At 56.8% G+C, this 18,881-nt stretch carries 16 protein-coding genes; 9 read left to right on the top strand and 7 right to left on the bottom strand.

Features of this window, described 5'->3' with window-relative positions:
* Positions 1-102: 102 nt before the first annotated feature.
* The 5 genes from ACQGQ5_RS11235 to ACQGQ5_RS11215 all read left to right on the top strand — a co-directional run bounded on the left by ACQGQ5_RS11235 (position 103) and on the right by ACQGQ5_RS11215 (position 7,449).
* Positions 103-2,001 carry an oxidoreductase gene (locus ACQGQ5_RS11235; protein WP_455736589.1) on the top strand — a complete coding sequence of 633 codons (1,899 nt, stop codon included), beginning with the start codon at positions 103-105 and terminating at the stop codon, positions 1,999-2,001.
* Positions 1,982-2,968 (top strand): CobW family GTP-binding protein, encoded by a 987-nt coding sequence (locus ACQGQ5_RS11230; protein WP_455736588.1) that lies wholly within the window; start codon positions 1,982-1,984, stop codon positions 2,966-2,968. The genes ACQGQ5_RS11235 and ACQGQ5_RS11230 overlap by 20 nt, the downstream gene beginning before the upstream one ends.
* A 36-nt stretch (positions 2,969-3,004) precedes the next feature.
* On the top strand, positions 3,005-4,381 hold the full coding sequence (locus ACQGQ5_RS11225) for a DUF362 domain-containing protein (protein WP_455736587.1): 1,377 nt from the start codon (positions 3,005-3,007) through the stop codon (positions 4,379-4,381).
* A 181-nt stretch (positions 4,382-4,562) separates the two neighbouring features.
* Positions 4,563-5,252 (top strand): Crp/Fnr family transcriptional regulator, encoded by a 690-nt coding sequence (locus ACQGQ5_RS11220; protein ID WP_455736586.1) that lies wholly within the window; start codon positions 4,563-4,565, stop codon positions 5,250-5,252.
* A gap of 94 nt (positions 5,253-5,346) precedes the next feature.
* Entirely contained in the window at positions 5,347-7,449 is a 2,103-nt protein-coding gene (locus ACQGQ5_RS11215; protein WP_455736585.1) for a cell division FtsA domain-containing protein, read from the top strand.
* Between the two features lie 55 nt (positions 7,450-7,504).
* Here ACQGQ5_RS11215 and ACQGQ5_RS11210 read toward each other — a convergent pair whose 3' ends face one another.
* Positions 7,505-8,389, bottom strand: a complete 885-nt coding sequence (locus ACQGQ5_RS11210; protein ID WP_455736584.1) for a flagellin N-terminal helical domain-containing protein — start codon at positions 8,387-8,389, stop codon at positions 7,505-7,507.
* A gap of 138 nt (positions 8,390-8,527) precedes the next feature.
* Positions 8,528-8,779, bottom strand: a complete 252-nt coding sequence (locus ACQGQ5_RS11205; protein WP_455736583.1) for a helix-turn-helix domain-containing protein — start codon at positions 8,777-8,779, stop codon at positions 8,528-8,530.
* A gap of 127 nt (positions 8,780-8,906) precedes the next feature.
* Here ACQGQ5_RS11205 and ACQGQ5_RS11200 point away from each other — a divergent pair, with 127 nt between their 5' ends.
* Positions 8,907-9,077 carry a hypothetical protein gene (locus tag ACQGQ5_RS11200; protein ID WP_455736582.1) on the top strand — a complete coding sequence of 57 codons (171 nt, stop codon included), beginning with the start codon at positions 8,907-8,909 and terminating at the stop codon, positions 9,075-9,077.
* 49 nt (positions 9,078-9,126) lie between these two features.
* Here the strand turns inward: ACQGQ5_RS11200 and ACQGQ5_RS11195 are convergent, their stop codons facing one another.
* Both ACQGQ5_RS11195 and ACQGQ5_RS11190 read right to left on the bottom strand, forming a co-directional pair.
* Positions 9,127-10,515: a serpin family protein gene (locus tag ACQGQ5_RS11195; protein ID WP_455736581.1), complete on the bottom strand. Its 1,389-nt coding sequence runs from the start codon at positions 10,513-10,515 to the stop codon at positions 9,127-9,129.
* The gene (locus ACQGQ5_RS11190) at positions 10,508-10,993 is read right to left on the bottom strand and encodes a sigma-70 family RNA polymerase sigma factor (RefSeq protein WP_455736580.1); all 486 of its coding nucleotides are present in this window, start codon (positions 10,991-10,993) and stop codon (positions 10,508-10,510) included. The genes ACQGQ5_RS11195 and ACQGQ5_RS11190 overlap by 8 nt, the downstream gene beginning before the upstream one ends.
* Before the next feature lie 244 nt (positions 10,994-11,237).
* Here ACQGQ5_RS11190 and ACQGQ5_RS11185 point away from each other — a divergent pair, with 244 nt between their 5' ends.
* Genes ACQGQ5_RS11185 through galE form a run of 3 tightly spaced genes read left to right on the top strand, consistent with a single transcriptional unit; the run spans position 11,238 to position 14,510 of the window.
* Complete coding sequence (locus ACQGQ5_RS11185) at positions 11,238-12,524, top strand: galactokinase (RefSeq protein ID WP_455736579.1); 1,287 nt, start codon at positions 11,238-11,240, stop codon at positions 12,522-12,524.
* A 22-nt stretch (positions 12,525-12,546) separates the two neighbouring features.
* Positions 12,547-13,518: a galactose-1-phosphate uridylyltransferase gene (gene galT / locus ACQGQ5_RS11180; RefSeq protein ID WP_455736578.1), complete on the top strand. Its 972-nt coding sequence runs from the start codon at positions 12,547-12,549 to the stop codon at positions 13,516-13,518.
* A complete protein-coding gene (galE, locus tag ACQGQ5_RS11175) occupies positions 13,515-14,510 on the top strand; it encodes a UDP-glucose 4-epimerase GalE (protein WP_455736577.1) in 996 nt (331 codons plus the stop codon). Before galT ends, galE begins: the two co-directional genes overlap by 4 nt.
* A 487-nt stretch (positions 14,511-14,997) precedes the next feature.
* Here the strand turns inward: galE and ACQGQ5_RS11170 are convergent, their stop codons facing one another.
* From ACQGQ5_RS11170 to ACQGQ5_RS11160, 3 genes are read right to left on the bottom strand one after another with little or no spacing between them, the layout of a single operon-like run.
* Entirely contained in the window at positions 14,998-16,047 is a 1,050-nt protein-coding gene (locus tag ACQGQ5_RS11170; RefSeq protein ID WP_455736576.1) for a galactose ABC transporter substrate-binding protein, read from the bottom strand.
* A gap of 12 nt (positions 16,048-16,059) precedes the next feature.
* Positions 16,060-17,034 carry a substrate-binding domain-containing protein gene (locus ACQGQ5_RS11165; protein ID WP_455736575.1) on the bottom strand — a complete coding sequence of 325 codons (975 nt, stop codon included), beginning with the start codon at positions 17,032-17,034 and terminating at the stop codon, positions 16,060-16,062.
* The gene (locus ACQGQ5_RS11160; protein WP_455736574.1) at positions 17,031-18,851 is read right to left on the bottom strand and encodes a sensor histidine kinase; all 1,821 of its coding nucleotides are present in this window, start codon (positions 18,849-18,851) and stop codon (positions 17,031-17,033) included. The genes ACQGQ5_RS11165 and ACQGQ5_RS11160 overlap by 4 nt, the downstream gene beginning before the upstream one ends.
* Between the last annotated feature and the right edge of the window lie 30 nt (positions 18,852-18,881).

Below are 18,881 nucleotides of genomic sequence, written 5' to 3'. Positions count from 1 at the left end.
CAGGGACAGGTGCAAAGCGGATGTTCCAAAATGGATGTTCCGGTAAACGACACAGGTTTGTGCCTCTGAAGTTCTAATCCAACATAGGAAAGAAGGTTTATCATGTGTAAAGTTTTAACCCCCATTCAGGTCGGTCCCATGAAGCTGAAGAACCGCGTCCAGTTTCTCGCTATGGCCAAGGGCCTCTGCAATCCCGACAACACCGTCAGCGACCGGGAGATCGCCTATTTTGAAACCGTCGCCAAAGGCGGCACCGCTCTGATCACAACCGGCGCCTGTATCGTGTTTCCGGAATACCCCTCCGTACTTCCCTGCCAGCCCGGTCTTTATGACGACAAGTTTCTTCCCGGCCTGAAGAAGCTGGCGGACGCCGTTCACAAACACGGCGCAAAACTTCTGCTTCAGCCCTGGCATCCCGGCGAGGCCGCCTACGGCTGCGATCCCGCCGGTGTGAAAAAGGTGGCGGACTTCTCCATTGACGAAATCAAGGCGATGCAGCGCCGCTTTGCGGAGGCCGCCCTGCGGGCCCGGGAAGCCGGCGCCGACGGCATTGAGGTACATATCGCCCACAACTATCTGATGGAGGAATTCCTGACCCCGCTTTTCAATAAGCGTACCGACGAGTACGGAGCCCAGAACATGGAGAACGGACTGCGCTTCTCCACGGAGATGATCCGGATGATCAAGGAGGCCTGCGGCCCCGATTTCGCCGTCACCGCCAAGATCAACGGCACCGACCTGAATCCCGAGGGCATGACAATCGAGCGGGTCGCCCTGGCGGGCCCCATTCTGGAGGCGGCGGGGGCGGACATGATCGCCGTCAGCGGCGGCGGCTCCCTGACCGACGTCCTGGGCATGTCCGCGGACGGCCATCAGCCGGAGGGCTGGAAGGTTCCGTTCGCCGAGGCTGTCAAAAAGTCCGGCGTCAGGATTCCCGTGGAGGCCACCGGCAGCATCCGGCATCCGCAGTATATCGAGGAAATCCTCTCCGAGGGCAGGTGCGACATGATCGGCATGGGCCGCGGTCTTCTGGCCGAGCCCGAATGGGTCAATAAGCTGGCGGAGGGCCGCGAAGACGAGATGCACAACTGCATCTCCTGTATGGCCTGTTTCTCGCCTGTCGTGCCGGGCTGTTCCAACTGCTCCGTGAACCCGCTGGCCACGCGGGAGCTGGAAAACATCGAGGTGAGGAAGGACGGCGGCGGCCGCACCGCAGCCGTTGTGGGCGGCGGCCCCGGCGGTATGCAGGCAGCCGTCACGCTGGCCGAACGAGGCTTCAAACCGGTCCTCTTTGAGAAGGACGGCAAATTGGGCGGCCTGGAAAATCTGGCTGCCGCGCCTGTGGGGAAAGCAAAAATCCAGTGGCACATCGACTACCTTGCCAAGCAGCTCCGGCGTTTGGGCGTAGAGGTACGGCTGGGAAGCGAAGCCACCGCCGGCGACATCCGTGCGCTTAAGCCCTACGGCGTGGTCATCGCTTCCGGCAGCATTGCCACCTATCCCCGCTCCATCCCTGGCATCGGCAAGCCCCATGTAGCCGAATCCCGTCAGGTGCTGCCCTGTTTCCCCAGCGTGAAGGGGGAGAATGTGGTGGTCGTCGGCGCGGGTCTGGTGGGGCTGGAAACCGGCCTGACCTTCGCCGACATGGGTAACCGCGTCACACTGATGGATATCCTGCCTTCCGCAAACCCCATGGAGATGCCCATAGACATGATGATGACCTTAGGCCATGTGCTCAAAGCCGGCGTAGAGCTGCGCATGGAGCACAAGCTTCTGGAGATTACGGACACCGCCGTTCTCGCGGAGAACAGGAAGACCGGCGAGAAGGTGACGCTGCCCGCCGACCGCGTGGTGCTCTGCATGGGCAGCAGGGCCAACGACGCCCTGTACGAGGAGCTGAAGGGCGAGTTTGACCGCATTTTCAACGTGGGCGACTCCAGGGAACCGGACAAAATTCTGACAGCTGTCCAGGGGGGATTCGATGCGGCAATCGCAATGTGACCCTTTGGGGAAAGACCGGCAGCACCATCTGATTCCCGTTAACGTGATCGGCGGTTTTCTGGGCGCGGGAAAAACCACGTTTCTGAACTATATTTTGGAGCAGCCCGCCCTGGGCCGCACGGACGTCCTGATCCGGGAGTACGGAGCGGTTCCGATCGACGATCAGCTGGTAAAAAACGTCTCCGGCAAGCTGCATGTGTTCCCCGGCATCACTGTCCATGACGATCCTCAGCTGGTGCTGCACGATTATCTTCACGAGCTTGTGGGCCCGGCCGAGCAGCCGGGTTTCGACCGGCTGCTGCTGGAGACCAGCGGCATCGACTCGCCCGAGAGCCTGGTTCAGTTGTTTCTGGTGGGCTATATGCCCGAGCACTACCGGCTGGGGAGCTATATCGCGGTGGTAGACGCCCAGTACGGTCTGCTGAACATGGATGAATACGATGTTGCCGTGCGGCAGATCGCCTTCGCGGACGCCGTCATCGTAAACAAGATCGATCTGGCGGACGGGGAGACTGTAAAGCAGCTGGAACGGCGGATCGGGTCCGTCAACGCCATGGCAAAAATCTACCGGGCCAGCTACGGCAGGGCGCCTTTGGAGAATATTCTGGAGATTCCCCTGTACCAGCAATTAAAGGATTTGACCGCAAAGGAGCGTGCCGGGACCGTGGATGAAATACAGTCGGTTGTTCTTGTTGAAAAGCGTCCCATGAATAAGGAAAGGGTCAACGCCTGGATCACCCGGCTCTTTGAGCAGGACGGTCCGAAGATTCTGCGGAGCAAGGGCTTTTTCTGCTTCGCGGGCGAGGATTGGCGCTATGAGTTCCAGGGAGTCCGCAAGTCCTTCCACTCCAAGGCGGAGCAGCTCTGGGGGCCGGACGAGGAGCGGAAGAGCACCGTAGTGCTGATCGGAGAGCACCTTCCCGATCAAAAACTGCTGCAAGCATCCTTTTCCGCCTGCGCCGAGTGAGCAGGCCACCGATATCAAAAATAGGAGGTCAAAGTTATGGCATCGAAAGTTTATTATCTGAACGACCGCGCCAGTGGCCTTCCGGACAGCATTCCCTTCAAAGGCGTGCGGGTCCTGCGGGACGCGGGGCTGGAAAGCATGATCAAGCCGGGGGATAAGGTCGGGATCAAGGTGCATCTGGGCGAATGGGGCAACGCGCTGAACCTGCGTCCCCACTGGGTCAGCGCCATCGCGGACGAGGTCAAGCGCCTGGGCGGAAAGCCCGCCGTCGTGGAGACCAACGTGGCCGTGTACGGCGAGGCGCTGGGCCGCTGCACGACGGAGGATCACCTGAAGACCGCCGCCGTCCACGGCTTTACCGAGGAAACCATGGGCTGCCCGATCGTCATCTGCGACGGCGACTACGGCGTCGACGACGTGCAGGTACCGGTTCCCAACGGCGTGTACATGAAATATTCCTTCATTGGCAAGGGATTTCTGGATTTTGACAAGATCATTGTCGTCACCCACTTCAAAGGCCACCCCATGGGCGTCTTCGGCGGCTCCATGAAGAACGTGGGGATCGGTATGTCCTCCGCCCGGGGCAAGTATGCCGTCCATAATATTTCTCACCCGGAAATGGGCATAAAGACCTGGGAGATCAACCAGGACGCCGTAAAGGGATACAGCCAGGCGCCGCATCCCAACATCATCGACCGCACCGTCAGCACCTGTCCTACCGGCGCCTTTACCTACGAAAACGGTATTCTGTCCCGCGATAAATCCAAATGCCGGCAGTGCGGGTACTGTTTTGCCCGGTTGTTCCAGGGCATCTATCAGTTCCCTGCCGAGTTGGTGCCCAGTTGGCCCGCCGGCATCTCCGACGCCGCCTGCGCCTACATCAATGCCATCGGCAAGGACAATATGATTTTCCTGAACTACGCCATGGACATCACGCCCCAGTGCGACTGCGGCAACTGCCACGACCGGTCGATGATCCCGAATCTGGGCGTATTTGCCTCCCGGGATGCCGTGGCCGTGGACATGGCCTGCATCGAAGCGGCCGAGGCCGTCAGCGCAACACCCGGCTCCGTCGCCGACGAGTACGGTTTCGGCGAACCCAACACCGAGCGCTTCACCAACTGCTCCAGCATGGCCAAGATCAGCCAGTGGGCCCAGATCAACGCTTCCGTATACAACGGCACCGGCTCCTCCGAATACGTGCTGGTGGATTCCAAAGCCACGCCGTGCAAAGACTTTGAGTTCCCCCGTTATCGGGATATCACCTATATGGAGGTCCATAAGGAGGCCTATGCTCATATCACCATGGACCCCGGCGACTATGCCTATTCCAAACTGCCCAGACTGGATATGGGCGAACAAAGCAAGAAGCCAAAGGGCAAGGTAAAGGAAATCTCCATCGAAGACGATTAGCGGAAATGCCCGCCGAACCGCGCGGAGCTGAAAAATCAATATTCAACCGGATTCTCAAAAGCGGGGCTGTCCTGAAAACGCAATCAGGGCAGCCCCTTTTTTCTTTTCCGTTTCTGTAGTATAATAAACCTAAAAAGAAATATCAGCCGCCCGGCGCGGCTGACTCAGGGAGGCAGTCGGGATGGCCGTTACACAGAAAGAGCTTGCATTTATGAGGGAGGCGTTTCCCTTTTGGAATCAGCTGACGCAAAGGCAGCAAAACCTTCTGGAGCAGTCGGTTTCCGTCTCTTCCTACCGGAAGGGCCAGCGGCTGCACGACGGCGCGCAGGACTGCATGGGGCTGATTCTGGTGCTCAGCGGGCATCTGCGCGCCTTCATCCTTTCCGACACGGGAAAGGAAATTACCATTTACCGTCTTTTTGAACGGGACATCTGTATTTTTTCGGCCTCCTGCATGCTGAAAAACATCAGCTTCGACATTTATATCGAGGCGGCGGAGGACTCCCGGATTCTGCTGATTCCCACAGCGGTATACAACGAGCTGAATCAGACCTGTCTGGCGGTTTCAAACTTTACGAGCCAGCTGATTTCCTCCCGCTTTTCCGACGTGATGTGGGTGATGGAGCAGGTGCTTTTCATGAGCTTTGACCGCCGCCTGGCCAACTTCCTGCTGGAGCAGTCCGCGATTGCCGGCAGCAGCACGTTCAGCATCACGCACGAGACCATTGCGAAAAACATGGGCTCCGCGCGCGAGGTCGTGACCCGCATGCTGAAATATTTCCAAAGCGAGGGAATGGTTTCCCTCTCCCGCGGCGGCATTACCATTACCGACCCGAAAAAGCTGGAAAAGCTTCTCCGGTTTGACAAATGACCGCCCTGATTGCAATTGCCGATCATCTGTAGTAAAATCAAATGGAAAACAATGTCATAAACAGACGAATTTCTGCGAAGCGGAGGCCATACCTATGCAAACTGGACAACAGCCCGATCTTCTGAAAAAGCCCGCGGACGACGACGCGGCGGCGGAAGATTATGTGTTCGCGCTCGACATCGGGACAAGGAGCGTGATCGGCATTGTAGGGACCCTGGAAAAGGAAAAGCTGCGCATCTCCGCCGTGGAGCAGGCCGAACATCCGAAACGCGCCATGATCGACGGCCAGATCGAAGATATCGAACAGGTGAGCCGGGTGGCAAAGCAGGTCAAGAACCGGCTGGAAAAGCGGATCGGCTATCCGCTGCGGCATGTCTGCGTCGCGGCGGCCGGACGCGCGCTGAAAACGCAGAAGGCCGCTTATGAGCTGGCGCTCAAGCAGTCGCAGGTGATCGACGAGGAGCTGATCTGCCGGCTGGAGGCGGGGGCGATCGAAGCGGCCGAGCGGCAGTTCAACCCCGAAACCGCCGACGAAAACCAGCCCGTTTTTTACCTTGTCGGCTACTCCGTGATTCAGTACACGCTGGACCGCTACCCCATTTCCAACCTTCTGGAGCACCGCGGGCAGAGTATCGGTGTGGAAGTCATCGCCACCTTCCTGCCGCGCGAGGTAGTGGACAGCCTGTATACCACCATGCATAAAACCGGGCTGGAGGTTTCCAGCCTGACGCTGGAGCCGATCGCGGCCATAAACGCGGCCATCCCGCAGAAGCTGCGTCTGCTGAACCTTGCGCTGGTGGACATCGGCGCGGGCACCTCGGACATCGCCGTGTCCAGGGACGGCGGCGTCGTGGGCTATACCATGGCGACCGTGGCGGGAGACGAGGTCACCGAGGCGATCATGAAGACGTATCTGGTAGACTTCGACGCCGCGGAAGAAATCAAGCTGAAAATGGACGGGGAACGGAAGATCGCCTTTACGGATATTCTGGGATTTGAACATACGGTCACGCCGGAGGAAATCCGCGATAAAACCGAACCGGTCAAGCGCGCGCTCTGTGAGGAAATCTCCCAGAGGATCGTACAGGCCAACGGCGGCCCCCCGTCGGCGGTCTTTCTGGTAGGCGGCGGCAGCAAGCTGCCCGGCATGTGCGAATGCGTGGCGGAATGCCTCGACCTGCCCCTGACCCGCGTGGCCATCGGCGGAAGCAACTTTATGGCGCATGTGGCCGCTTCGGAGGAGGACGTGACCGGGCCGGAATACGCGACCCCGCTGGGCATCGCCGTTTCCGCGGCGCTCAACCTTATCAACGACAGCTTCTCCATCACCCTGAACGGCAGCCGCGCAAAGCTCTTCCGCAGCGGCAGGCTTTCCGTTCTGGACGTGCTTCTGATGAACGGGTTCAGCTACAACCAGCTTATCAGCCGTTCCGGGCAGAGCATGATCGTGGAGCTGAACGGGGAAAGAAAAGTCGTCTACGGCGGGCATCCGACCGCGGCGCGCATCCTTCTGAACGGCGCGGAAAGCAACATCGCCGCCATGATCAAAGCCGGGGACAGCATTGACTTTGAGCCCGCCGTGGCGGGCGAAGACGCGCACCCGCTGCTCGGCGAGGCGGTCGATCTAAAAGAAACGCGCAGGGTGTTTTTCAATGGCTCGGAAATGGCCGTGGGGACCCGCGCCATGGTCAACGGGCAGCCCGCCGGGCCGGACTATCCGCTCAGCATGCGGGACCGGATCCAGACCTTCCCGATCAGCACGCTGCGGGAGCTTCTCGTCTTTGCGGGGGAGGACGAAACCCGCCCGTACCTGATCAACGGACAAGCCGCCGATCCCGACAGCCCGCTTTCCGCGGAGGACCGGATCGAATACGCTCCCGTCGCCGCGCGCCCCGGCACGCCGCCGCCCGACGCCGAACCGCCGCAAAACGGTGAACCGCGGGAAGACGAAGAACCGCCGGTCCAGACGGTCACTCATATTACCCTGAACGGCGCGCCCCTTGCCCTGAAAACAAAGCAGGACAAGACGCCCTACCGCCTGATCGACATGCTTAATCTGGTGGATTTCGACCTGTCCAAGCCGCAGGGGAATATTATTCTGCACGTCAACGGGCAGGACGCGGCCTATCTTCAGGTGCTGGCGGACGGGGACTGTGTGGATATCTACTGGGATAAAAACCAAAGGCCATCATTATGATGCAGAAAAAGCATCGGAACGGAAATTTCCGCTCCGATGCTTTCTTTATCGGTTCCTATTGATTGTTTTTCGGCAGGCTGTCTTCCAGCAGCTTTAAAATCCGCTGCGGCTGCAGGTTCGCCTGCGCCAGCATCGCCATGCCCGCCTGCACCAGAATATTGTGCCGCGCCAGCTCTGTCATTTCCCGCGCCATATCCACGTCGCGGATACGGCTTTCCGCCGCCGTCAGATTGTCCTCCATGGTGGAAAGGCAGCTCAGATGGCGTTCCAGCCCGTTCTGGGCGGCGCCCAGACTGCCGCGCGCTCCGGCGACCGTGTCGGCCGCCTTTTTGATCAGATCGATGGCTTTCTGCGCGTCCTCCTGCGTGGCAACGGAGGCCTCGTCCAGGCCCAGCCCCTTTGTCCCCATATCGGGGATATGGACGGTGTAATGGCTGTCCTCTGAATTGTCCGCCCCGATCTGCAGCGTGACGCCGTCCTTCCCGAACCCGGGGTCGGAAGGGTCCGTTATTTCGGCCAGGCTGCCGTTAAGCAGTTTGGTCCCGTTAAAATCGGTGGTATTCGCGATCCGGTCAATTTCTTTTTTCAGGGCCTCAAATTCCTTTTCGGAATTTTTTCGGTCCGTGTCGTTCTGATAGATCCCGTTGGAGGACTGCACCGCAAGCTCCATCATCCTGCTCAGGATGGACTGGGTCTCGTTCAGGTTTCCTTCCGCGGTCTGGATCATGCTGACGCCGTCCTGCGTGTTCTGCTGCGCGGCCTGCAGACCGCGGATCTGCGACCGCATTTTTTCAGACACGGCAAGGCCCGCCGGGTCGTCCGCAGCGGAATTGATGCGGTACCCGGACGAAAGCCTTATAATGCTTTTATCGCACAGCGCCTGATTGATGGAAAGCTGGCGCAGCACAAAAAGGGCGCTGAGATTATGCTGGATCACCATTTCGATTACTCCCTGAAATCCGAAAGCGGCAAGTCCTTTCGCCGCCGTTTTAAGTTCTATTTCATATATCGTCTCCTCCGGAAGAAAATTTACATAATTCCCGGAGAATAAAAACAGGGATGCTTCCATAAGCGGCTGTTACCTGATTTCCTGCTCCAAACCGCGGAACACAGGCGTGTCGAAAAAATCGGGCAGGGAAACGCCCAACCCGTCGCACAGTTTCTTAATCGTCACAACCCCTGGATTTTGGCTTTCATTATTTAAGATGCTCTTAATCGTCGACTGTGGTACTGCGGCATGGTAGCTCAACGCATTCGGCGTCATGTTTCTTTCTCTGCACAGCTCTATGATTCTGTCTGCAACTGCCTGTCTTGTGTCCGTATTAAACACCTCCAGTGTTATATCACTAGTTAGAGAATACCTGAGAGAAAAACAATTTGTTAGTGATATAGCACTAGAATCCGTTTTATGTTATAATTAGTGATATAACACTAATTATGCAAAGGAGTGCATTTATATGCCGGACTATCGAAAAATGTATTTTGAACTTGCGGCGAAAGTGGCGGATGCTGTCGAACTGCTTGTAAAGGCGCAGCAAAAAGGGGAGAATGACTATACGGAAGGGAAACCAACAATAGCGGAATTTAAAATCCGCGAAGCTTCGGAAAAAAACGATCTGCATCAATAGAAGAGGGGCGGCGGCTTTCGGCCGTCGTCCCCCGCTGTTTTTGCCAGTATTATTCTTCCGGGTTGCTGACCGTGCCGATAAAGACAGGCAGCTTTGCCTGCGTATCCACAATCGCATAGAGGAACGGGCGGTCGAACACGACCTCCTTCTCGTCCTGCGCAGGAGCCGCGCTTCCCGCAGCCATGGAAATCGAAGTGGCGGCGCCGGCCTTCGCCCCCAGCTCATCCACCTCTATAAAGGTCTTGTGCAGCACATCGCTGATAAACAGCGGCCCGTCCGGGGAACTGCCCATGGAGCGGAAATCGGCCCGGTCGGCGTCAAAGGCGTCCGTCAGCCCCAGCGCTTTCAGCGGGTCGTTCAGACCAATGGAAAATTCATATTTGAATTTTGGCAGGAAGGAGTCCGCCCATTCTTCTCCGGCGGAATCGAGCAAGGCCGCGAACGATTCCCCCGTCATCTGTCCGATATATTCGTCCAGCCCGACGCCTTCCTTCGGCAGAACCGCCATGAGGGCGAAGCGGTCGTCCTTGAAGGGTTTCAGAATCCCGTCGGATTTGCCGTCGTGCAGATAAACTTCCTGGGAATTCATGAACGGTACGGTTACCTTCCCGCCCGGGGCCTGGAATTCCCTGTCTTTGACCTGATAGTCTTTGTAGGCGATCCGCCAGTCCGACTCGAAATAGAGCGCGTTGATCAGATACATCATGGTCGTATCGTCGATTTGGCTCACCATTTTATCGATTTTCCCGCCGGTGTTTTCCTTCACCCAACCGTTGATTTTATTGACGGTCGACTGCTTCCCAAAATCGAGCTGAAACGCGCCCGCGCCGAAATAATCGGCGTTTTTCTGAAGGAAACCCTTTTCCACCTTCAGGTTTTTGTCGCGGTACCAGATGGAATTGGCAATCTGCAGCTTGCCGTCCGTAATGGATTTCAGCTGGTTTGCGAGAAGGTACTCGTTCCGGTTGAGCTCCGTGACGTCCATCCCCCCGCCCAGCAGCTTTTCGAACTGGGTCAGCGTTTCGCCGCCCGCGCCGTTGGCCGTCATGCCGAGCGCAAGGGAGACCGAAACCGGCGACACGAGGGAATTCTGATCCTTTATCAGAGATTTCTGGAACAGGCGCACGGAAAAATCCTGCTGGCTGCGGATAAAATCCTCGCTCACGCTGCCCTGCACATCAATTTGATTCGCCGAAACGCCGTTCATCAGGTTTTCGGAAGCGCTGACCGTACTGAGCGGAAACAACACGCCGCTCAGCAGCAGCCCGCAGACCAGCGCCACCACAAGCGCGGGAACCAGCACCAGCCGCAGCGGCTTTCTTTTCTTTTCCGGCTCTTTTCCCTGCGGAAGATTTTTTAACCGTTCCGCTGTTTTTTGTTGAAAAGTTTCCGACGCCTTGATTTCATTCAGTTCGGAAATATATTTGTCCCTATTCATCGTCAAAACCTCCCGTCAGCGATCTTTTCAGCTGCTTTCTTGCCCGGTGCAGCCAGGAGGAAACCGTATTTTCCTTCTGCTGCAAAGCGGACGCGATTTCAGTCACGCTCATGTCCTCGTAATAATGCAGATAAATCACATTTCTGAACTTCGGCTCAAGCCGCATGACCGCGTCCAGGACCTCCCCGTTCCCGTCACGGGACGGAAGGGTATCCTCCAGAACGGCCCTTTTCCGGAACCACGAGGATTTCAGATAATCCTTGCACAGGTTGATTGTCACCCGGATGATCCACGCCTTTTCATGCTCGGCGCTTGTAAAGTCCGGGCCGAGCGTAAAGAGCCGCAGAAAGACCTCCTGCGCAATATCCTCCGCTTCCGCTCTGCTTTTGACATTCTGGAACGCGATGCGCACGACCATGTCGGAATAGCGGGCAAGGCACGACTGAATCCTGCTGTCCGCGTCGATTACTGTTTTCACCTTTTCGCCTCCTTCAGATACAATACGATTCAAAAAACTCCCGGCTTGCACATTGCCGGGACATCCAAAAAAATTTTTTTCGGCGCTGGCTCAGGCGCTTGAAAGCAAGCCCCGTCCATGCAACATAAATCTATAAAATTGAGTATATTGTCCTTGCAAACAGGCGATGATTGGAATAGAATATAGTCGGATATTGCATAATAATCATTTTCGTCCTCATCAAAAAGATACAGGGGGTAACAAAATGCTGTCTGCAAAAGTAAAAGAATGGATTACTCAGGGAAAACTGGATGAAAACCTGTCCTATCTATATGTCTGCGGTTACGAAAAAGTGGCGGATTATCGGAGAAGGCTGCTGCTTGCGGTCGAAAATTTTGAAAAGCTGTTCGGCGAGGGACGGGATATCCACATTTTCAGCGCGCCCGGCAGGACGGAGGTGGGCGGCAACCACACCGACCATCAAAGGGGCCGCGTGCTTGCCGCGAGCGTAAACCTCGACGTGATCGCGGTGGCTGCCGTCAGCGGCGATGACCGGGTGCGGGTGAAATCCGAAGGTTACCCCATGGATGATTTAAGCGCAAAGGAACCGGAGATCAAGGAAAGCGAGCGCAACAAATCCGTTTCGCTCATCCGCGGAATTTTAAGCCGCTTCTCCCAGCTCGGCTACGCTGTCGGCGGATTCGACGCCTACACCACCTCCAACGTGCTTACCGGCTCCGGGCTTTCTTCCTCGGCGGCCTTCGAGGTGCTGATCGGCACCGTCGTCAACGACCTTTTCTGCGGCGGCAGGGAAAGCGCGCTGAAAATCGCGCAGATCGGCCAGTACGCGGAAAACAGATATTTCGGAAAGCCCTGCGGGCTGATGGACCAGGCGGCCAGCTCGGTCGGCGGGTTCGTCACCATCGATTTCAGGGACGCCGAGGCGCCCAGGGTCGAGCAGGTCCATTTTGACTTCGCGAAATGCGGCTACGCCCTGTGCATCATCGACACCAAGGGCAGCCACTCCGACCTGACGCCGGACTACGCGGCCGTTCCCGCCGAAATGCGGCAGGTGGCGGCGTTTTTCGGCAAAGAGGTGCTGTCCGAGGTGGACGAGGAAACGTTTTATCGGAGCATTCCCGCGCTGCGGGAAAAAACGGGCGACCGGGCCGTGCTGCGCGCCATCCATTTCTTTTCCGACAACGCGAGGGTTTTGAAAGAGGTCGCGGCTTTGAAGGACAACGACTTTGAAACGTTTAAACAGCAGATCATTGAAAGCGGCTATTCTTCCTATATGTACCTGCAGAACGTCTTTTCCCCGGCGCACGTGCAGGAACAGGGCATGTCCCTGACGCTGGCGCTCTGCCAGAAGTTTTTGGCCGGAAAAGGCGGCGCGTACCGCGTGCACGGCGGCGGCTTCGCCGGAACGGTGCAGACGTTTGTCCCGCAGGATTTCCTCGGCGAATTCGTGGAGAAAATGGAAGCGGTGCTTGGGGAAGGCAGCTGCCACACCCTGTCCGTCCGTCCGGTCGGCGGCACGAAGCTGATATAAAAAATTTCAGGAGGGCTTTTTCATGGCTGAGTTAAGATGGCATCCTTTGATCAAGGACTGGATTATGATCGCTTCCAACAGGCAGGGCCGCCCGCAGATGCCCAGGGACTACTGCCCGTTCTGCCCGAGCTTCGGCAATGTGCCGGACTACGACGTAATGAAATACGACAACGATTTTCCCGCCCTTTCGCAGAACCCGCCGGAGCCGGACGACGTTGCGACCGATTTTTTTAAAGTCCGGCCAAGCTACGGCAAATGTGAAGTGATCTTATATTCTCCCAACCATACGGCAACCCTGCCGGAGCTTTCCGATAGCCATATGAAGAAGCTGGTGGATTTGTGGTGCGAGCGCTTCAACGCGCTGCGCGCCGACGAAAAAATCAAGTATGTGTTCCCGTTTGAGAACCGCGGGGAGGTGGTGGGCGTAACCATGCCGCATCCCCACGGCCAGATTTACGGCTACCCGTTCCTGCCAAAAAAGCTGGAACTTGAAACCAACGCGGCAAAAGAGTATTATGAAGAAAGGCACGAGTGTCTGTTCTGCGACATGCTCAAAAACGAGCGGAAAGAGGACCGGCGGATCATTTTCCACAACGAGCATTTTACGGTTTTCCTTCCGTTCTACAGCGAGTATCCCTACGGCGTATACATTATATCGAACCGTCATACGGAATATATGACGAATTTTACCGAAGAAGAAAAAGCATCCCTCGGACTGACCATCCGCGACACCGTCGGGATGCTGGACGCCCTGTTCCATTACCGGTTCCCGTATATGATGTGTATGCACAACGCTCCCGTGAACATGGGCGATTATTCAAAGGACTTCCATTTCCACATTGAGTTCTTCCCGCCGATGAGGAGCGCGGAAAAGCAAAAATTCAATGCCTCCAGCGAAACAGGCGCCTGGGCCTGCTGCAACCCGACCTGCCCCGAGGAGACCGCACAGGAGCTCCGCGAGGCATACAAACGTTATAAGGAGAATCGAAAATGAGAGTATTGGTTACCGGCGGCGCAGGGTACATCGGTTCCCACACCTGCATTGAGCTTTTAAACAGCGGACATGAAATCGTGGTAATGGATAATTACTGCAACTCCTCCCCCGACGTTTTAAAGATCGTGGAAAAGCTTACCGGCAGGACCTTTCCCATCTATGAATGCGACATGCTCAACTACGACGGGTTTGAAAAAATCTTTCAGGAAAACAAAATAGACGCGGTCATCCATTTCGCCGGACTGAAGGCGGTCGGCGAATCGGTCGGCAAGCCGCTGGAATATTACCACAACAATCTGGTGGGCACCATCAACCTGCTCCGCCTGATGAAGCGGTACGGGGTTTATCAGCTGGTGTTCAGCTCCTCCGCCACGGTATACGGCATGAACAACACCGCGCCGTTCAAGGAGGATATGCCGCTTTCCACCACCAACCCCTACGGCACGACCAAGCTGATGATCGAAACCATGCTGAGGGATCTCTGCGCTGCGGATCAGAACTGGAAAATCGCGCTTCTGCGCTACTTCAACCCGATCGGCGCGCACCAGAGCGGCCTGATCGGCGAAAACCCGAACGGAATCCCGAACAACCTGATGCCGTACATCATGAAGGTGGCGGTCGGTCAGCTTCCCTGTCTGAGCGTTTACGGCGACGACTACCCGACGCCGGACGGCACCGGCGTGCGCGACTACATCCACGTCTGCGACCTTGCGGCCGGACATCTGAAGGCGCTGGAGAAGCTGCCGCAGATCGACGGGGCGCAGGCCTACAACCTCGGCACCGGCAAGGGCAGCAGCGTGCTCGATGTGGTCCGCGCGTTTGAAAAGGCAAGCGGCAAAAAGGTCACTTATAAAATTGCCCCGCGCAGGGCGGGAGATATCGCCGAGTGCTACGCAGACGTGTCCAAAGCGAAAAACGAGCTCGGCTGGGAGGCCAAATACGGCCTTGACGAAATGTGCCGCGACAGCTGGAATTTCATCAAAAACAAATAGGCACCGAATTCAACAGCGCCGGGGGAGGAAACCTCTCCGGCGCTGTTTTTTTATGAAACTCCCTCCAATTGCTCCCGCCTCCCTCTGAGAGGGAGGTCCGCGGCGAAGGGACTTCGTTCTGAAGCACAGTGCTTTCCGGATTCCTGTTTCTAATCGTTCACTTTGCCCTCAGGCCGGGCAGGCCCCTACTTTCGCTCTTGTCCGAAAGTAGGCAAAGGACGCGCAGGGGGATTTTTAATTCCCGGCGGGAGGGTTCCATAAAATCCCCCTGCACCCCCAAGGTATCCCCGTAATACCTTTGTGTGACACGGTATTATTGTGGTTTTCATTGACGGGGGAACGGAAAAGCAACCCCTTGGCTCCCTCTTTGAGGGAGCTGGCAAGCGTAGCTTGACTGAGGGAGTCCGCCTATTACCTCCTCTTGCCTCCTGAGAGCATCGCCGTAGGCGCGTGCCGACCGCATGGTCCGCTTCCTGACCGGCAGGTCCTACTCCTTCAGAATACTCAGAATCTCGTCGGCGTTGCTCACCGTTACCGCACGGTAGGGGATACGGATATAATGCTCGTTCTGGATATCCAGCTTCACGGACGGGCTTTCCCCGGTGGCCAGGGCGTAGGACAGGTCGAAGATCGCCTTGGCCTGCCCCTGCGCGTCGTTGAAGACCGTGCCGAACATGCTGCCGTCCTTAATGGCGTTCAGGCCGCTTTCCGTCGCGTCGACCCCCACGATCACGGGGTGCGCCTTCGATTTGCTGTCCCTGACCGTGTCGATCGCGCCGAGCGCCATATCGTCGTTGTTGCAGAAAACGACCTCGATCCGGTCGCCGAATTTCGCGAGCCACTGGCTCATTTTCGCCGACCCCTGCGCGCGCTGCCAGTTGGCGGTGTCGTTCGCCAGCTTCTCCACCTGAATTCCCGCGCCGGTAACGGCCTTGATGGAATATTCCGTTCTCAAAAGCGCGTCCTGATGCCCCTGCTCGCCCTCCAGCATGACATACTGAATCTTCCCGTCGCTGTTTTTATCGATCCCGGCGCGGTCTTTCTGGAAGGCCTCCGCAATAATTTCCCCCTGCAGCCGCCCGGACTGCGCCGCGTCCGCGCCGACGTAATACGCCCGCTCCCACAGGCGGATGTCCTCTTCCACCGGCTCCCTGTTGAAAAAGATCACCGGGATATTGGCGGCCTTTGCCTTGTCCACGATCACCGCGGCCGCGGTCCGGTCAACCATATTGACACAGATCACGTCGTAATTCTGGGAAATAAAGCTGTCCACCTGATCGTTCTGCAGCGCCTGGCTGGACTGTCCGTCCACCATATTGACCACGATCTTCTTGCCCGACTCGGTCTCCTTCTGCTTCGCCACCCGTTCCAGGCAGGTGCAAAGGCTCGCCACAAAGGTGTCGTCCTTGCGGTAAAGGGAAATCCCGATTTTCACCGTTTCCACCTTTCCCCCGCCCCTGCCCGAATCACAGGCGGTCAGAGGAAGCAGCATCGCGGCCGCCAGCGTAAAAGCCAGGATTCTGATAAAGCTTTTCATATTTCTCCCCCATTATCTTACAAACGGAAAAAGCAGCCTTTGGTTGTCGGAATTATACATGTTCCCGTGATTTACGATTGCGAAATTGATGTTGGCCTGACCGGCCGCCTGCCTGTTGTTGATTTTTTCCACCGCCGTACGGATGCTGATGTACCCCAGATTGTACTCGTTTTCCACCCCAAGGGAATTGATGATCTTTTCCTCCAGAAGAGAGACGATCGTATTCGTCCGGCCTATCCCGTAAATCTGCACCTGGGCGCTTCCCGTCTTCAGAAGGTCCTTTTCCGCTTTCGCGGCGGCTTCCAGCGCGGACGCGTCCAGCGCGACCAGCGTATCGGCGCCGCTGGTCCGCAGCATTCCCCTGACCGTATCGTACGCCTCCTGGGAGTCGTTGGGGATTTCCCAGTATTCCATATCGTCTTTGGAGGATTTGAGCGTCTGCAGCACGCCGAGGTAGCGCTGCTGGATATTGCTGCAGTCCATGCTGTTGCGCAGAACCGCGATACGGCCGTGCCCGCCCCCGTTTTTCAGGATCGTCTCCGCCAGGGCGCTGCCCAGCTTCTGATTGTCGCACGAAATGGTGGGCAGATCCTTGATGGTCGTCACCGTGGACTGCATGGCGACCACCGGAATTCCTTTCTGGGCCTTTTCAATCGGCTCCTTCAGATCCGTGGAATTGACGGGGGCGATCACAATGGCGTCCGCGCCGTTTTTGATTTCGCGCTGGAGCAGGGAAATCTGTTCCCCCGCGTTGTTTTCCCCCGACAGGGTGATAAAGCTGACCTCCGCGTTAAAATCCCTTGCCGCCTGATCGATCCCCTGCTTGATGGTGGTGCTGCTCTCCGTGCTTTTGCTGCGCCAGATGACGGATATTTCGTAGGGGTCGCTGTTTTTCTCTTCAAAAAAGCGGTCCCGGTTCAAAATCAGGAAGGAACCCGCAAACGCGAGCAGGATCAGGATAAACACCTTTATTTTATTTTTGGTCATTTGCTCCCGCTCCCTTCGTTTCCTTCGGCTTCCTCCATCGTTTTCAGCGGCAGATGGATTCTGGCGGTGGTTCCCTCGTCCGGTTCGCTGTAAATGGCAAGCCCGTATTCGCTGCCGAAATAGAGCTGAATGCGTTCCTTCACATTTTTCAGCCCGATGCCCGAACCCTTCCCGCGCACCTTTGTGGTTTCCTGCGTCAGCAGCGCGTCCGCCTGCTCCTGCGGCATGCCGAGGCCGTTGTCGATGATATCGATATAGAGATCATTTCCCTCACGGTAAGCTTTAATGCGGATTTCACCGTCGCCGCTCATAAATTCCATGCCGTGATAGATGGCGTTTTCCACCAGCGGCTGGACGATCAGCTTGATGGTGGCGCACTGCAGCGTTTCCGGCTCGGCCGAAATCTCGTAGCTGAATTTGTTTTTATACCGCATTTTCTGTATGGTCAGGTAATTGCGCACGTGCTCCAGCTCGTCCGACACGGTGATGATGTTTTTCCCCTTGGAAAGGCTGATGCGGAAAAGCCTTGCCAGCGCCGTTACCATGGTGACCGCGCCGTCGTACCGCTCGTTTTCAATCATCCAGATGATGGAATCCAGCGTATTGTAGAGGAAGTGGGGATTAATCTGGGACTGCAGCGCGTCCAGCTCGCTCCTTCGCTTGGATTCCTGCTCCGCCACAATGTCGTCCATCAGCCGGCGCATCTGATCGACCATGGAGCGGATCGTCTTGCCCAGATGCTGCACCTCGTAGGAGCCGGAGACGGAGATATCCACCCCGCTCAGATTCCCCCGGTCCAGCTCCTTGACGGAAAGCTCCAGCTCCTTGAGCGGGTTGGCGATGCGGGAGGACAGGAACATGTTGACGAAGATCATCAGAAAGATCGCGAAGAAGATAAAAAAGAGCGTAAAGAGCCGGAACTGCTGATAATCGGAGGTAATGTCCTGGGTGGGGGTGACGGCAATGATTTTCCAGCCCGTATACCCCGCGGTTTTGACCGTGACCAGCCGCTGCTGCCCCTCAAAGGTCTCGTTATGGTTTCCGTCGTCGTACCTGGCGGCGGCGTAGTTGTTTTCATGAATCAGATTGGAATAGATCAGCTGCTGGCGGGGGTGGTAGACGATCTCCCCGTTCCCGTCAATCAGATAGATATAGCCCGACTCGCCCAGATCGACATTTTTGCAGATCTGTTCGATCCCGCTGAAGTTCATGTCGACCAGCAGGACGCCGTGGGTGATCGAACCGGCGCTGGTCAGCTCCACCGAGCGGCTGAGCGAAACGACCCACCGGTACTTGTTGTCCGGGTCCACAAACAGGTTCTGCACATGCGGCGTGGAAAAATGGCAGTTCTCGATCTTGCGCGCGGCGTTTTTGAACCAGTTTTCCCCGCTCACGTTGGCGGATGGCTTCAGCTGCGTCAGCGGCTCGGCGGCAATGACCTCGCCGGAATTGGAAAACACGCCGATGCTGATGAGCAGGTCCCGGTTCGTCTCATAGAGCAGGCTCATATCGTTGCTGATGTTGTCCGTAGCCAGATCGGCATTTTTGATCACGCGGTAATACATGGAGTCGGAAATACGCATCATGTTGCGCAGATAGTTGTCCAGGTTCAGGTTGACCTGGTCGACCATACGCGTGTTGTCGTCCGAAACCATTTTTTCGCTGGAGCTGATAAAACGCATGGAGAGGGAAACGCCGACAATCAGCATTCCCACCACCGAAACAGCGGTAAAAGTGATGGAAATAGTAAACTGCAGGCTTTTTTTCTGCAGAAGCTGGGTTATTTTATCGATAAAGTCCCTTGCTTTTTTCCGCATCGTATCAACTCCGGGCCCGACGCCGTGAAA

It is taken from the genome of Caproiciproducens sp. (genome assembly GCF_053840905.1).
This window is presented reverse-complemented; position numbering and strand designations above follow the sequence as displayed.